This window comes from Streptomyces sp. NPDC045955, assembly GCF_056430805.1.
Genome location: NZ_JBWKKY010000012.1, coordinates 166,689 through 181,122, shown reverse-complemented (window position 1 = coordinate 181,122; position 14,434 = coordinate 166,689). Strand labels below are relative to the sequence as shown.

The window sequence follows — 14,434 nt, the reverse complement described above, 5'->3', positions numbered from 1 at the left end:
AAGATGGCTTTTCCCCTTCTGGCTGGGCTCGGTCGGGAGGAACAGGCCCCGGGGCGGCGAAATGCTTGGTCGTGTGCCGCCGCCCCGGAGGCCAGCGCGGTTTCAGCGGCGCTGGTGATCGCGGAGCATGGAGCGCAGGACGACGGCGGCCACGGCAACGGAGATGGCGGTGACGGCGACGGCCGCCAGGAGCGCGGTGAGGACGACTCCGCCGACGACCAGGGCCACGACGGTCTTCTGATCGATGGAGACCGACGGGAGCGAGCGCCGTACGGGTGAAGGCTCGGTCGGGGTGTGGGTGTGCGCGGGCGGCGGGGTCGGGCTGTCGGGGTACTTCGGGAGGAACACGGGCGCGATCTCCTTATCTGCTCGTCTATACGTGTGAGCCGTTTATGACGGTCACGCCTGAGCGCGTGCCGGACTCGATGGCGGGTGCGAGGAAGGTGCGGGAGAGCCAGAAGCCGAAGAGGGCGATCAGGACGACGATCCAGACGCGGACGCCGAGGAACCTGACTGCTCCCCAGGCGAAGAACCCGAGGATGACGACGAGCGGCAGGCTGACGGTCACGGGCGAGAGTCCTTTCAGCGGACAGGGCAGCGGTGGGTGCGGGCGGCCAGCTCGGCGGCAGCGCGGCCGTCGTAGTCGGTGGAGAAGCCGCAGCGCGGGGCGGTGCAAGCGGCGGTGTGCTTCTCCTGGCCCCGGCCGTCGTAGTACGTGCCTACCCGGACGGGGCCGATGCGGACGACGTTGCGGAAGCGGCGGTTGGCGGTCACGAGGTCTCCTTCAGAGGTGGGTGGCGATGGCTTCGGCCATGGGTGCGGGGACACCGAGGCGGGCTCGGAGGGTCGGGGTGTCGATGGGTGTTCCGGTGCGGGTGTGGTGTTCGGCGGCGACCTTGCGTGCGTGGGCGACCAGGGCGGCCGGGACGGGCAAGGCGGGGGGCTCGGGCGGCTCCTGCTCGGCGGCCGGTTGGGGCGGGGCTTGTTCGGCGACCGGGTGTGCAAGCGACTCGGGACGTGGTTCTGGTGCCTCCGCGCGGTTGTGGACCTCGTTGTCCTTGTCGGGGTCGGCGGCCTGGTCGAGGGTTGTCGGCGCGGAGTGCGCGAGTAGCGTGCCGCCGAGGAAGGCGACCGCGGGCCAGCCCGCGACGAGGATGCGCAGCCAGGCCGGTACGTGGTTCATGTCGAGGAGGCCGGCGGTTGCGACGTTGGCTCCGAGGGAGGCGGTGAGCGCGATGACGAACCAGCACCACCCGGCCGCTTTGGCTTCCCCGGACCGCAGTCGGCGCCAGGCGGCGACGAGCAACAGGTCGACGCTGATCGGGTAGGCCCACGCTTTCCATCCGTCCTGCCCGGCCGCCGAGGCGATGTCGTGCAGGTGGGCGAAGGACAGCGCGGCGGCGATGACGGCTTGGATGAGCACCGCGTCAACGCGGGCCAGTTGGGCGCGCATGATGCGGCTCCTTCCGGATTCAGGCATGGGAGGGGTAGGGACTTGGCGTGAGGCGGTCACGCCGACCGGGGTTGGTGGAGGATGTCAGCCGGTAGCCGGGCGAGGCTCGACGACCGGGGCCGGAGATGCGATCGGCCGTACGGCCGCCTCTGGCAGGAAGGGCTTGAGCGCGGGCACGTCCGGCACCAGGTGTACGGACTCTCGGCAGGCCGCCGCCGCATCACTGAGGGACAGGTACGGCGTGCGGATGCGAGACCAGCCACCGGAGGTGTCACCCGCGACGGCCAGGCCGGGGCGTTCAGGTGCGATGGCACAGGCAGCCGAGACCGCCTCGGGGGCGATATCGCCGAGCGCCATCTTCGCGGAGGCTTCGTCGTTCACTCGGTGGCAGACGCGGCCGGTCAACTGGGCCCGCAGCATGGTCGCGCCCTTGCCCAACTCGGCGCCGAAGCGCTGCCCGCAGACCTCCAGGTAGATGCCGGCCGCGCGGCCGAGCTGGGCGAGGCGAACGAGCTGGGTGACCATCTCGTCCCGGCGTTCCTCGTCCCTCCTGGTGGCGACGAGGAAGAGTTCGGCCACCTCGTCCACGAACAGCACCAGGGGAACCGGGCGTTCAGACTCGGGCAGTCCCCAGATGTCGGAGGTGATCTCTTCGGCCGGGGTGTCCGGGGCGATGCCCTGCCGGGCCTTGATCAAGTCGTATCGGTCCTCCATCTCCTTCACGAGCACGGGCAGCAGCTCGGCTGCCTGCTCCGGGTCGGTCGCCAGCGCGGAGAGGCGGGAGGCGAACGGCGCCAGCTCCACACCGCGCTTGCAGTCGATCCCGACCAGGGCGACCGCCTGAGGGGCGAGTCCGGCGATCAGGTGCCGCAGATACATGGACTTGCCCGACAGAGTGGCGCCGAGGGTGAGTTGGTGGGGTACGGCCCGGTAGTCGCGTACGAAGGGCATGGCGTCCTCCCGCAGGGCCACCGGCACCTGAAGGAACCCGGCGTCCACCTTGCGAGGCATCCGCACCTGCCTCAGCACGTCGAAGCCGACCAGCCGCAGTTCGACCACACCGGGCTTGATCGCGGTCACGTACACGGCGTGGACGCCCCAGGCGTGCCGCAGCCGTTCGGCCGAGGCGGCGACGTCGGCTGGTTCCTGCCCCGGAGCGAGCCGGAGCCGCAGCCGCAGCCCGGTCGAGGTGGGCCGGATGATGCCCCGGCGCGGCGGTACGGGACGAACCTCACGGCGGGTGGTGGCCTTGACCGCCAGCATCCGCAGCCGGGACGGCGCCACGGTCAGGCCGCAGGCCTCCATGACCGAGCCGTAGGAGCCGAGGAGCCGGGCCGTGGATATCGGCAGGCCGACTGTGGACCAGTACACCCCGGGATGCTTGGCCCGGGCGTAGGCGGCCCCGCCGCCGAGTGCGGCGACAGGACCACCCACTTCCAGGAGTGTCGTCAGGTCGGTCATCAGGCAGCGGCCCCGGTGGCGGCCGGGAAGGCGGCCGGTGTCACGGCGGCGGCGCGGTAGGCGATGCCGTGGCGCTGCTGCCCGTTGAAGACGCTCTCCCACGGTCGGGCCACCAGCCCCGGCAGCGAGACCGGAGCCCCGAGCGTCAGCCCCTCGGATATGCCGCTCTCGGGAACGGTGACCTTGATCAGCGACGACTCGCCGTCTTCCAGGTAGACGACGCCGATCGTCATCAGGGCCTCTCCGCTGGTGGCGTCCTTGGCGATCTCGCCCGTCTGCCGGTCGCGGACCTTGGGCTCGGGCGCCTCGGTCAGCAGGATCGTTGCGGCGGAGGTCTCTACACGGATGGTACGCAAGGTTTCTTCCCATCTACTCGTCTATACAAGGTGCAGTGTTCGAACCCGATCTCTCGGGAACGGCAACCACCTTGCCACACAACTTGCCCACTCGTCTATACGAGTAAGCCTGTTGGGGTGTACGAGTTCGGAGAAGCCTCCCCGCGCACCACCACCGGTCAGGCGCTCACGTCGCCGGGAGCTGGTACGACAGGACGTAGGCGTCGGCCGCCATGACCGTGTCGCAGACCTCCACGGCCCGTCCCTCCTGGTCGAACGCGGTACGGATCAAGTGAATGACCGGCACGCCGGAAGCCAGCCGCAGCGTGCGCACCTCATCGGGCGAGGGCATCCGGGCACGGATCTCTTCCTCGAAGTGGTCGAGGCGGTGCCCCAGCTCCTCAAGCCGGGCGTAGATGCCACCGGGCCCGGGGTTCGGCTCGGCAATCGGCGTGCCCCGTGCGATGTCGAGCGGCAGATACGAGGTGGCGAACTCCACCGGCCGCCCGTCCAGGAGATACCGGCGACGCCGGGCCAGCACTCGCCGCACGGACCCGAGCCGGGTGGAGACGTCCTGGCTGGCCTTCTCTTCCTTGACCTCCAGGCTGTCCACCTGCGGGTGACTGCCGGCGGCGTCTGCCTCGACGATGAACGCGGACTTCCCCTGCTCGCGGTGGCGCCGGGCGAACCGGTCGGAGGCGAGCCGTCGTACAGGCGGTCGTGGTCGTACGAAGACGCCCTTGCCGTGCTCGGCGTGGACCAGGCCCTCGCCCTGGAGGACGGAGAAGGAGTTTCGAACCGTCATACGGGAAACCCCGTAATGCTCGACGAGTTCGGCCTCGGAGGGCAGCTTTTCGCCCTCCTTGAATCGCCCACGGTCGATGGCCTCGCGCAGCTGGTCGGCGATCTGCCGGAAGACCGCACGATCGCTCGTGGGGTCGAGATCGCCGAGGAGGCCGGAGGAAAGAGAGGGCACGTGTACTCCTTTAGGTATCTAGACGAGTGGGCGAGCTTTTTTGCTACGGTGGAGAGCCTAGCCATCCGAGAGGGCAGAGGAACGTGAGCACCGACCGTCCGCACTCCGTGAGCGTCGCCGGAGTCATCGTCGACGACCAGGGCCGCGCCCTCTTGATCAAGCGCCGCGACAACGGCCACTGGGAACCCCCGGGCGGAGTCCTCGAACGCGAGGAAACCATCCCCGAGGCCCTCCAGCGCGAAGTTCTCGAAGAGACCGGCATCAAGATCGCGCTTCCCGCGACGCTGACCGGGATCTACAAGAACATGAAGGGCTTGATCGTCTCCATGGTCTTCCGCTGCGAGGCCGCCGACGGCACGCCCACCACCGGGGACGAGACCCGCGCACTGCGCTGGGCCACCCGCGAAGAAGTCATCGAACTCGCCGACGAGGCATACGCGATCCGCGTCCTGGACGCACTCGACGCGGTATCCCCGCCAGCCATCCGCGCCCACGACGGCGTGAAACTCGTCTAGCCCGAACCCGCTGCACATGGCGGCCTACCAGCACGAAGGAACTTGTATGCACGAGTATACGAGCATCGCCCGGGTCTGGGGACTCACTTGCCCAGGTTTTCCGGAAGAGGTCAGCCGGGCTCGCCGCTGGACACGGGACATCCTGCGCGGATCTCCCCTGGCCGACGACGCCGAACTGATCGTGAGCGAGCTCAGCGCGAACGCGATCCTCCACACCGCGAGCGGCGGACTCGGCAGCTTCCACCTGGCCCTCGCGGTCTCCCCCAAGGTGGTCGCCTTGTCGGTCACCGACGAGGGAGGAACGGGCACCGCCCCGAAGGTCGAGCAGCCAAGCGAGGACGCGGTACACGGCCGCGGCTTGGGCATGGTCAGCGTCATCGCACACCGGGTCGTCGTCCACGGCAGCCACAGCGGCTACACCGTCACCGCCGAACTCTTCACGGACGCTCAGCCCGGAGGACACCCATGCTGATGGACAAGCCCCAGCGGGGATTCTGGTGCGAGTGCTGGACGCAGGACGTCAACGACGAGACGGGGTGGCCGGCACTCCGGGCATCCTTCGACGCCTACTCAGCACCACAGGCAGACAGATGGGTAGCAGTCGCCCTGCGCACCATCTCACCAGCACTCGACCCGGACGCCTCCGACGAGGCCTGGGCCTGGCTCTACGACGGCCGCATCGATACGCGACGAGCCCTCTTACGCATGGAACCCTGCACGGTCTCTCTGACACACGCCAACACCCGCATCACTTGGACGATTCGGCCAGTGGTCTTCCTGCCGATGGCCCACCGCCAGGGCGTCGATCTCCCAGCCTGCGCATACGGCTTCACGCCCCGCACCACAGACTGAGTTACAACTTTCTCTACTGGTTCAAGGCGGCTCGCTCCGCTCACCGTGCGCGGCCCGGCCCCCGGCCGGGCCTGCGCTCCTGTCTCCGCCCCGCTCCAGCCCGCCCGGCGCCCGTGCCGCGCACACAGCAATCAGTCACCTGAGGCCAGAGAAGGGAAACGTCGTGGCTGGGGCGGTCGCCTCCACGGCTTTAGGCAGCCACTTTGGCGCGAGCCTCGAAGATCATGGCCCCAACGTCGTGCTTTACCGGGCAGGTCCACAGACTGCCCGACGCGCCGGAAGCTTACGGGGCCATGATCACTCGCGCCAAAGCAGCTCCAGCCCAAAGCCGCTCCACCGACCTCGTACGAGTTCGAGGGCCTATTCGCCTGGTCACTCAGATCAGCACCCTCGCTGCTGCACCACGATAGAGGCGGCCTGAAAACCCGGGGGTAAGGACCACTCAACAACGAGCAGCTCCCCCAGCTCGATCACCTCTTCCGTGATTCCTAATTTATGTAAGGGCGTCTCCGAGTGACGCTTCAACCACTTGACGCGTCTACTTTGCTCGGACCGGCTCAATTGAACCCAGACATCTACGAGCACACCCGCTCGCCTAGGTTCATGTCGATCCTTAAGGGATAAGCGGCGCACGTAGGGCAGAGATGCCGGATCACGCGCCAGCAGCACTAAGCACCAAGCCGTTTCATAGTTCAGCGAGGGGCCATGATGTGCCACTAAACGATGGGCTCTCCACTGGCTTATCGGCGCCAGGAACCACCGCCACATTGCAGTCACGAACTTCCCCGTTAGTTCGATAGCAGCTTCAGGACGGGCTTCAGCTGGCCCTTTCCTCGCGAGCCGAACTAGACTGCTCAAGTTGCAGCTCACGCTTTCGCTGCTCTTCCTTGAGTCGCTCGACGTACCTAGCAAACAGGCGCAAGCGATCAGCCTCAGGCAAAGCAACCCCGTCCTGATTGGCGTAGTCATCAAGCATGAATTGAGAAGCGTTGTAATGCTTTTCAATCTCATCAGCAGTGGATTGAAGGTTGTAACCACGCTCCCGGAACTTGAAGTAACCGGTGACACCTGCCGAGATACCGACCAAAGCACTCAGCGCCGAGGTACTGATAGCTAGAGCCTTGTTACTCCCCTGATTCATGGCCGTGAGAGTGGACGTAACGATAGAGCCACTGATGATCACCAGCTGGAACACGTTATGCACTCTTCTGTTCTTACTGGCCCCGTTACGGTACTGAGTAATTAGATCTAGGGATGCCTCACGATAGATTCGGAGGGCGGACGGCGAATCCAGGGGCAAGTGCGCAGCAGCCGTCTGCCGATCCTGCAAGGCGTTGCGAAGCAAGCCTGTGTGAGTAACGATCTTCTTGCGATTTTTCCAAATAACCCAAGTCAGAGCGACCCATAATCCTAAAACAATGATCAGTCCGGCCCAGCGCGTGAAATCGGGTTTAGATTCCCAGAGTCCTACGATTACGGTGTACCCCAACAGGAACGCTAGGGCGATGGAACCAAACAGGCACAGAATGAAAATCCGTTGGAAGGTCCTAGATGCGCGCAGATCGTCTTCGATCTCGTCATACGCTTTGACGCGCTGGCGATACTCCTCCTGTAAGCGCCGCTCTTGCTCTTCTGTGAGTGCGGGAAGGGTGTTCCCCCCTTGCCCAACAGAGCCTCCACGTCCCCCTGCGCTGCCCTGCCCGCTGGTCACAGCACCCCCGCATTCCCCCTAGCTAATACAACGAGATGGGAGAGTACGGATGGTTCTTGTTGCCGACAATGCCGCGTTGTCACCCAAGAGAAAATGGTGAACTCTAGTTACCACTGTTTCGTGAGTTACAAGATGAATCTAGAATTTCCAGCCACGTCAAGTAACTATTTCACCAAAACCCGAGAGACACTCGTTGCACCGAACGCGTCACTGGGCCACTGCGCCTGAGGTCGACACAGCAGGTCGAGGATCCACTCCTGCAAGCCACGAGCCATGCCTCCACCGCACAAGCGCCCTCCCGCGCCGTTCTCGGGCCGTGGAAGGGCGCTCAGTGATGACCACGTCGACAACGGCCGACAGCTCATAAGCAGGTCAGGGCATTGATTTATAACGTAGCCGTAGGTCACGGCCGCCAATGATCAGTTGTGGCTGCATAGCAGCTCAGCCTGAGCGAACCGCTGGCGTCACGCCCTATGGTCTTCAAGCGATCGGAGCTATGGGCCGGCCGGACACGATGGGCATCCGTCGGTCAGGCGTTTCCGGAAGGTCACAGGTGGCCGTCGACGACGGGCTGTTCAGTCGTCGTCACAAGCCGGGCTGCCGGTTCCCCCTTGACCACGAGCCATCGCGCCACGGCCACGCCCTACACACAGACGGCAACAGACTCGGCTACACCCACACGGGAGGTAATTCGGCCGCCCGTCGATGCCAAATGCGGCGACGGATTCAGGCGTTGTCTCCACCAGAGCGAGCTTCCTCTGCTGCCGCTCGCAGATCCAGTAGCTCAAAGATAACCCGATCATTATCAATCTTCGAAATCAGGTCAGGCTCTTTCAACATGACAGCCAGAATCTCTCTCAGGAGAAACTGCGCGATGTGAGTCGCGAGATATTTTTCATCTCCAATTACCACAAATCTCTTTTTCTCGTACTTAACTTGCCCGTGCACAATGTTCGACCTATAGGCGTACACTTTCTTGATAAGTTGAGCCACCTTTTCCGAGTCTTCAAACTTGGCTCGTATCAAGACAGCGGCCCCCCGAAGCCCAAGCTTGTATGTTGTATCTCCAGCGGTAGTTCCTCCGAGGAGAGCCTCGATTCCGACGCACAGATCAACTATCTCGTCCAGTTCATCGTCACGAAGACTGGCAAGCTGAAGTCGACGCGCAGCGAGAGAGACCTGGGGGTGAGCAACCTCAAGAGCCCTGTATAGCTCCGCAACGCGTCTCGCCTGGTCTGATGACAAAGTCACCGTAGGCGAGAAACTACCAATCGGAATGTGTCGATCATAGCGCTTAGCAGAAAAGGAGTTCGTGACCGTCGGAAGCGTTCGCACGTATCCATGAGTCCATCCATCCGGAATGAAGCAAACTTGATCATATCCGGTTGGCTCAGAGGTCACGACCGAGACCGCCTGTATCGCACGATCAACTTGATCGTGCGGAAATACGTCCCACTGTTCACGCCCCATAGCGAATGGCCATTCGATAGAAGCAGCATTGCGAACTACTAGCGCATGAGTACATGCTCTGACGAGCCAATCGTCTCTCTCATAAGCCTTCAAGCCGATGACCCTAGCCAGATGCTGCTCGTCACTGATTCGCTCGATGCTAATCGAATCTGACAGCTTAACCCGATCGTCCACGAAGGAGACATTCACGATTGGTATGAAAACATCAACAGGGAGTTGATCCTGCCGCCACCATGCCTCCAATTCCAGGTACCTCGACAGTGCGTACTCTTCGTCCCATACAAATCCCCGGTCGTCTGCATGCCGTGCAGCTACCTCGACAATTAGCTTTCTGGCTCCAAACTCAGCCACCTCTACCAATAGATCTTCTGACTTTACATGTCCGGCACCGTGAAAGGACGCGTAATCGCTCTGGCCTGCAACGTAGGAGACAACATCCCCGAATCCCTTGATGCCTTCATAGGTGAAGGGCCTTGACTGGAAACCCTTCTCCCATCCAAAAACTTTTCGGAGATCAGGCACGCGATGTTGAGTCTTAAAAGCCGGAAAGACTTCCCCGTCTTTCATATCGATGGCTGGATAGGAGTCATAGCTCTCGATACTTTTCCTTTCTGTCATCGCTCTGCCGATCTTTTCAAGGGCGTCCTGCATTGCTGGCTTGGCCAGACCCCACAGCGTTTGGTCCATAACAGGCATGTGTTCCTCTCAGCATCACCGGTTGCGGCCCTGCACCGCATAACGCCCTGCTCCACCATAGAGATCTGCACCGCCTTGTGACATCACATTTTGACGGTGGGTGCGCGTAGAGTGCTTGCTCCACATTTTTTGGGAACGAATGCCTTCATCGCTCTGGCGTCACCGGACTGCAGGCCGACGCAGCGCGCGGAGCCAACCGGCGAGCGTGGAGAAGTCGGCGTCTGCGAGGCCTTTGGACGGGCCGACGCCATGAAGCAGCGGCGGTCCAGGATGCTGGGCAGCGGCCCAGATGCGGCCCATGGCGCTCGTGCTGGTAGATCAGCTGGGCCCGCTCCGAGGGCTGGACCACGCGGACCATGAGGTCCTGCAGCTTGGCACACACCATCGTGGCTGGTTGTCGTCGGCTGAGGTTCGTGCCACAACCGTGCCAGAGGCAGGGGCCAGCCACGGTCAGCATCGGTGCCTGCGGTCGAGTGGCCCTCCACTTCCTCGGTCGGCGAAGCCGCAGCTCAGGTCCGAGATCACCCAGCCTCTCTCCTAAAGCGGTGTCAGCCAGCCGTGGACTGTCCGTGGACTCGTCCCGCCTAATCTGGCACGTGCAGGACCGTGACCTGCCGCGTTGACCGGCTCTCAAGGGGCCTCCGCAGCCGCTTAGCCTGATCTAGCGGCATGGTGCCCCCGGGTTCGCCTGTCCGATTCGAACGCTTGCCGCCTGCTTTGCCTTGGCGGCCTGGAGCGGAGCAATCGCGGCTGTGCACTATCCAGGCGCGTACTCAAAGATCGTATGAGTGACGCCCTTGATCACTATGGTCTCGCTTGTGCGGCGGTAGCGCTCGTTCGCGCCGGTCGCGCTATTCAGGAACCACAGGTAATCCTGGTCGTCGTCGACCGGGAATTCGGCATTCAGCCCGTTGTTGGGCCCGTTTCGGAAATGCAGGGCAGCCTTAGGCCCCTGGCCAGTGTCCGGCCGGCCGTCACTCGGGGGATGCGAGACGTCGCTCATCGTCCTTTTGAAAGCGTCAGAGGGTCCGTCCTGCATCAGGTAGCTCTGTGGCGGCTGACTGACCTGCGTCTCGCGCTCTCGGACCCCGGGCAGTTCCACTCCATCCAGCGGGTTGTCATCGGGGTGGTGGAACAGTTCATTGCGCGCATTGTCTGCGAAGCGCTGATTCAGCTCTTTGACTAGCTTGGTGAAGGTCCGTACGAAGAAGTCATCGTGCCCCGGCGACGCCATGATGATGGCTGCCCGTCGATCGATAGGTACGAGAATAGCGGCTGCGTTACCAATCCCGACTCCGAACCAGCGCGGCACATCGTCGCCACGCACAAGCGTCACCGGATGGTCAGGGATAAGCAGTGCGCGGCGCTCGAATTTGATCAAACCCCAGGAACGTGCCATGAACACTTCGTAGGCCGTCTTCATGGACTGGCCCATCAACGCCATGTGGTCGTTCACCGACATCTCGGCATAATAGCCGTCGAAGTCCGTCAGCTCCTCCCACAAAGCGTCGACGTCTTGGTCCGACACAGGCTCCGTGGTGTTCTCTGCAAGGCGCCTTCGGATCTCAGGTTTTCCGCCCATGGCGATCAATACCTTGCCCAGGTGGTCCGCCATCTCATTGTGTGCCTTACGGGCGGCGGGAATCCGGGCATGCTGCGCCGCAATGCACTCGGCAAGGACAGCACGCTCTCCGGTCGGCAGTGGCCACACCCCGTCGACAACCCTGCGGATGACCCTCGCCGCCTTGCCCTCCAACTCTGCGAACAGGTCTTCCACAGTGTCGTCGAGTTGCCCAGATCCATCCCGCATTGAGTAGAAGTCGCGGCGGACAGTGACGTCAGCGATCCCAACCGAGCGCCGCCGTCCCCCATCAAGGGGAACGCGGATGATCTGCTCGCCGTCGGCGAAGCGCCGCAGGAGCAGACGCGGCACGGTGTGGTGGCGGCGCTTCAACTTCTGATTGCCGGAGGAATCGCTCATGCCATGACGATAAGGGCACCCCTCTGTGATCGTCCTGGCCTTTTCAGCAGCGCGTGGAGCTTCGCCGTGGCCCTCTCAGTTGTGGCCTCCACAGGGAACGGCTGCGGGTGGCGCCCCCGCCTCTAGAGCACCCCCGATGCTGGGCCGTCCCTGGGCCGTGCCAGGGGCACCCGCGGCCGCCCGACGGCGACCGACGTTGACAGTCGAGCGAGAGCCACCAACAGCGAAACCCCAGGTCAGGGGCCCCGGCCCATACGCGTTTCGCCCAAGGGTAGCTGTCGGGCAAGATGGGGTGTTTCTCGCCAGTGCCCAGGGACACCAACCGCGAGGTCAGAGTGACCCCAGACGCGCCCTCTCCATGAGATCAATTACGTAGTGGACCAGTTCGACAGGCGCGGTAGTGGCCGCGAAGATCCTGCGATCAACGCCCCTCTCTGGATCGAACCGGCCTGTGTAGATCAGTACGGGAACGTCGATCTTGTACTGCTCCAGCAGGCGCAGCATCTTGATCCCTGCCTGCCGATCGCCGTCCCGGTCAATGTCGCTCACGATGATGTCGTACGGCCTGCGGCGAAACAGGGGTGTGGCCTCCTCAGTCGACAGGGTCACATCGATGTGCATGCCGGCGGTGCGAAAGAGCTCAACTAGTGGGGCATTGCCCTCAGGGCGGTCATCAACCCACAGCAACTTGCCGCCTCTCAGAACGTCGGCGGCATGCTCCAGCCTGCCCAACGCCGTACGCCTGGCAGTCGCAGTGACAGTCGTCGTGCTCTCATCCTGAGCGCGATCGAGCAACTCGCCAGCGAGCTCGACTTCAACTCCGAGTGCGCGTACGGCGGTCAACCGCGGCACCATGCGTTGAACGATCGTCCCTCGCAGAGTGAAGTACACGGTGGCGGCGAAGGCCACCCAGAGTACTGAGGGAACCGTTCCGATGAGCTTGCTCCACAACGCGTCGGACATCCCAACATCATCAGAGTAGGGGACGCTCTGTGTGACCACTTCACGGAACATCATGAACTGACATCCAGTGGGCGCACGCGACGATCGGCGAACGGCCCCGTGGCGGCCGTCAGCATCAACACTGACGGGCCAGAAGCGTGCCAGATACAGCGGGGAATCACGGGGAAAACCAGGGTATCGAGCGACGGCCAGCCAATCACTGCGAGTACTCCGCCGCAGGTCAGCGCCACAGCGGGCCCTAGATCACCTTAGCTTCCCGAGCTGAGAGCGCGAGTTCGATTCTCGTCACCCGCTCCATAAATAACCCGTCAAAGACCCGGGGTCTCCTTGTTTTCCGAGCCAGTGGTGCGGCTGCGCCACCGCAACCGCACCAGAACGGTGTGACCAACCGCTGACGGGTTTCTGCGGTATCACAGGAGATGCCGCCGCCGCGTCGATGGGCGTTAAGCAACAGGAAGTGGTCAGGCGCGCCCCTGCCGCAGGTGGCGGGAGGCGGCAAGACAGGAGGACAACCATGTCGCCTCCTCGCGGTTGATGATCAGGCCAGCGACAGTGATCATCCCGTCCATCGGGCCGTCGAGTCGAATCGAGCGGTCACCAACTAGGAACATCTCCCAGTCCGCGTCGCTGTGCCAGAGCCGGGCGGTCTTCTCACCCCGGCTCTGGGCGAACACAAGTTCCTCTCCGTGCTCGTTCATTAAGTATCCGACGTAGTCCTTGTCGGTGATCTCACCGCCGCACAGGCGGGCCAGGAGCGGTTCGATCGCGGTCGGCGCGTCAGTCATGCGGCAGGCTCCTCGTCCGGGTCAGCGTCCTGTCGTGCCGACGACAGGGCCAGCATGCGGGAGGCTGAATTCAGCAGGGTCTCGTATGTGATCACTTCAATGCGTGTCTGGTGCGCGTTGTAGGTGCGCAGCGTCTCCGCGATCTCCCGAGAGGTCACGCCGCCGGTCACGTACGGCGGGTGTCCGATCACGACCGTCGCCGAGGCCCGGCGAGTGTCGACGCCGTGCTCGACCAGGATGCTCGGACGGTTCTCGTCCATGGCCCTGAGGTAGTTCTGCGCCTGGGAGACCGCGCGGTGCGCCGCGGCACCCAGCATGAGGTGGCCGGAGCGCCGTATGACCAGGTCCTTGATGTTGGCGCGCTTGAGCTCCACCACATGGAGAGAGCCGTCGCCGCGCAGGAGCGGGATGTCGAGGATTGCTTCCGGGGTGTATTGCCGGCGTGCCAACTCGGCCACGTAAGCCCCGCCGAAGATCCATTCCTGGTTCTTCAGGCAGGCATGGAGGGCGCTCTCGGGACTGTCCGGGTCCTCCACCACGCTACGCAGGGCCGCCAGGCCGGCCTGTCTCGCCCTCAGTTCGAGCAACTGTGCCAGCGTGCCTGCGTCGACATCGGCCAGGACGTCGTTCATCATCCGTGCGGCCCCGGCGGAGGCGGGCCGAGGCAGGTTGCGGAGGACTATCTCCATGTGCCCGTACTGCTGAAGTCGCCTCACCTCCCGGGTTGATAGCCGGATCCCGCCCTCGCCGTCCCCAAGGCTCAGGTAGTCGGCGGATCGGGCAATGCCGCGGAAGAGGTCACGAGCGTCTGCTGCGGTCGCGTCGGGTCGGTCGCGGCACAGAACGTCCAGGGCGGCGACCGCCCTGTCAGCACCCATGGCAGCCATCCTCCGCATGTGTTCCTCGCTGCGCTGCCGGGCTTCGTCGTCGTAGTAGTTCTCCAGGATTTCAAGGAACAGGTCGCCTCTTGCATAGGCGGCGAAGCGCTGAAAGCGCTGAGCGAGCGCGAAGTCTCCGTGCAGAATCGCCTCTTGGGCCACATCCTCCAAGGCATCCACCAGGGACCTGCCCTTGCCATACGTTCCACCGAGGCCGCCCATGATTTGCAGCACCGTGTCAACACGCTCCCGGACGCGCTCATCAGCGGTGAGCTCACGTGCCGTCCGGACCATCTGCCAGAGCGTGAAGCCGGATCGAAATGTCGTCACGTGGGCACCCTAGGGCCGGTCACTGACA

The 14,434-nt window shown here is 63.8% G+C and carries 16 protein-coding genes; 3 read left to right on the top strand and 13 right to left on the bottom strand.

Annotation, left to right across the window (positions count from 1 at the left end; all coding sequences use genetic code 11):
• Positions 1-102 precede the first annotated feature (102 nt).
• The 7 genes from AC07F0_RS25360 to AC07F0_RS25330 all read right to left on the bottom strand — a co-directional run bounded on the left by AC07F0_RS25360 (position 103) and on the right by AC07F0_RS25330 (position 4,225).
• Positions 103-348, bottom strand: coding sequence for a SpdD protein (locus AC07F0_RS25360; RefSeq protein ID WP_478982098.1), 246 nt, complete (start codon positions 346-348; stop codon positions 103-105).
• A gap of 25 nt (positions 349-373) precedes the next feature.
• On the bottom strand, positions 374-568 hold the full coding sequence (locus tag AC07F0_RS25355; protein ID WP_030851899.1) for a hypothetical protein: 195 nt from the start codon (positions 566-568) through the stop codon (positions 374-376).
• 14 nt (positions 569-582) lie between these two features.
• Positions 583-774: a mobile element transfer protein gene (locus AC07F0_RS25350; protein WP_020274974.1), complete on the bottom strand. Its 192-nt coding sequence runs from the start codon at positions 772-774 to the stop codon at positions 583-585.
• A gap of 10 nt (positions 775-784) precedes the next feature.
• On the bottom strand, positions 785-1,453 hold the full coding sequence (locus tag AC07F0_RS25345) for a DUF2637 domain-containing protein (protein WP_478982096.1): 669 nt from the start codon (positions 1,451-1,453) through the stop codon (positions 785-787).
• An 84-nt stretch (positions 1,454-1,537) separates the two neighbouring features.
• Complete coding sequence (locus AC07F0_RS25340; RefSeq protein ID WP_478982094.1) at positions 1,538-2,914, bottom strand: FtsK/SpoIIIE domain-containing protein; 1,377 nt, start codon at positions 2,912-2,914, stop codon at positions 1,538-1,540.
• Positions 2,914-3,270 (bottom strand): SCO3933 family regulatory protein, encoded by a 357-nt coding sequence (locus tag AC07F0_RS25335; protein WP_478982092.1) that lies wholly within the window; start codon positions 3,268-3,270, stop codon positions 2,914-2,916. The genes AC07F0_RS25340 and AC07F0_RS25335 overlap by 1 nt, the downstream gene beginning before the upstream one ends.
• A 166-nt stretch (positions 3,271-3,436) precedes the next feature.
• Positions 3,437-4,225 carry a GntR family transcriptional regulator gene (locus AC07F0_RS25330; RefSeq protein WP_020274970.1) on the bottom strand — a complete coding sequence of 263 codons (789 nt, stop codon included), beginning with the start codon at positions 4,223-4,225 and terminating at the stop codon, positions 3,437-3,439.
• A gap of 107 nt (positions 4,226-4,332) precedes the next feature.
• Between AC07F0_RS25330 and AC07F0_RS25325 the strand changes: the two genes are divergently transcribed.
• The 3 genes from AC07F0_RS25325 to AC07F0_RS25315 are packed head-to-tail and all read left to right on the top strand — an operon-like array spanning position 4,333 to position 5,592.
• Positions 4,333-4,740, top strand: a complete 408-nt coding sequence (locus tag AC07F0_RS25325; protein WP_030250141.1) for an NUDIX hydrolase — start codon at positions 4,333-4,335, stop codon at positions 4,738-4,740.
• A gap of 46 nt (positions 4,741-4,786) precedes the next feature.
• Positions 4,787-5,212, top strand: coding sequence for an ATP-binding protein (locus AC07F0_RS25320; protein WP_478982090.1), 426 nt, complete (start codon positions 4,787-4,789; stop codon positions 5,210-5,212).
• On the top strand, positions 5,206-5,592 hold the full coding sequence (locus AC07F0_RS25315) for a hypothetical protein (protein ID WP_478982088.1): 387 nt from the start codon (positions 5,206-5,208) through the stop codon (positions 5,590-5,592). The genes AC07F0_RS25320 and AC07F0_RS25315 overlap by 7 nt, the downstream gene beginning before the upstream one ends.
• 817 nt (positions 5,593-6,409) lie before the next feature.
• Here the strand turns inward: AC07F0_RS25315 and AC07F0_RS25310 are convergent.
• The 6 genes from AC07F0_RS25310 to AC07F0_RS25285 form a co-directional block, all read right to left on the bottom strand.
• Complete coding sequence (locus tag AC07F0_RS25310) at positions 6,410-7,303, bottom strand: DUF4231 domain-containing protein (protein WP_478982086.1); 894 nt, start codon at positions 7,301-7,303, stop codon at positions 6,410-6,412.
• Between the two features lie 726 nt (positions 7,304-8,029).
• Positions 8,030-9,469 carry a hypothetical protein gene (locus tag AC07F0_RS25305; protein ID WP_478982085.1) on the bottom strand — a complete coding sequence of 480 codons (1,440 nt, stop codon included), beginning with the start codon at positions 9,467-9,469 and terminating at the stop codon, positions 8,030-8,032.
• Positions 9,470-10,226: 757 nt separating this feature from the next.
• The gene (locus AC07F0_RS25300) at positions 10,227-11,450 is read right to left on the bottom strand and encodes a DUF4238 domain-containing protein (RefSeq protein ID WP_478982083.1); all 1,224 of its coding nucleotides are present in this window, start codon (positions 11,448-11,450) and stop codon (positions 10,227-10,229) included.
• Between the two features lie 330 nt (positions 11,451-11,780).
• On the bottom strand, positions 11,781-12,413 hold the full coding sequence (locus AC07F0_RS25295; protein ID WP_478982082.1) for a response regulator: 633 nt from the start codon (positions 12,411-12,413) through the stop codon (positions 11,781-11,783).
• A 461-nt stretch (positions 12,414-12,874) separates the two neighbouring features.
• Positions 12,875-13,198 carry a hypothetical protein gene (locus AC07F0_RS25290; RefSeq protein WP_478982080.1) on the bottom strand — a complete coding sequence of 108 codons (324 nt, stop codon included), beginning with the start codon at positions 13,196-13,198 and terminating at the stop codon, positions 12,875-12,877.
• Complete coding sequence (locus AC07F0_RS25285) at positions 13,195-14,406, bottom strand: Shedu anti-phage system protein SduA domain-containing protein (protein WP_478982078.1); 1,212 nt, start codon at positions 14,404-14,406, stop codon at positions 13,195-13,197. Before AC07F0_RS25285 ends, AC07F0_RS25290 begins: the two co-directional genes overlap by 4 nt.
• Positions 14,407-14,434: the final 28 nt, after the last annotated feature.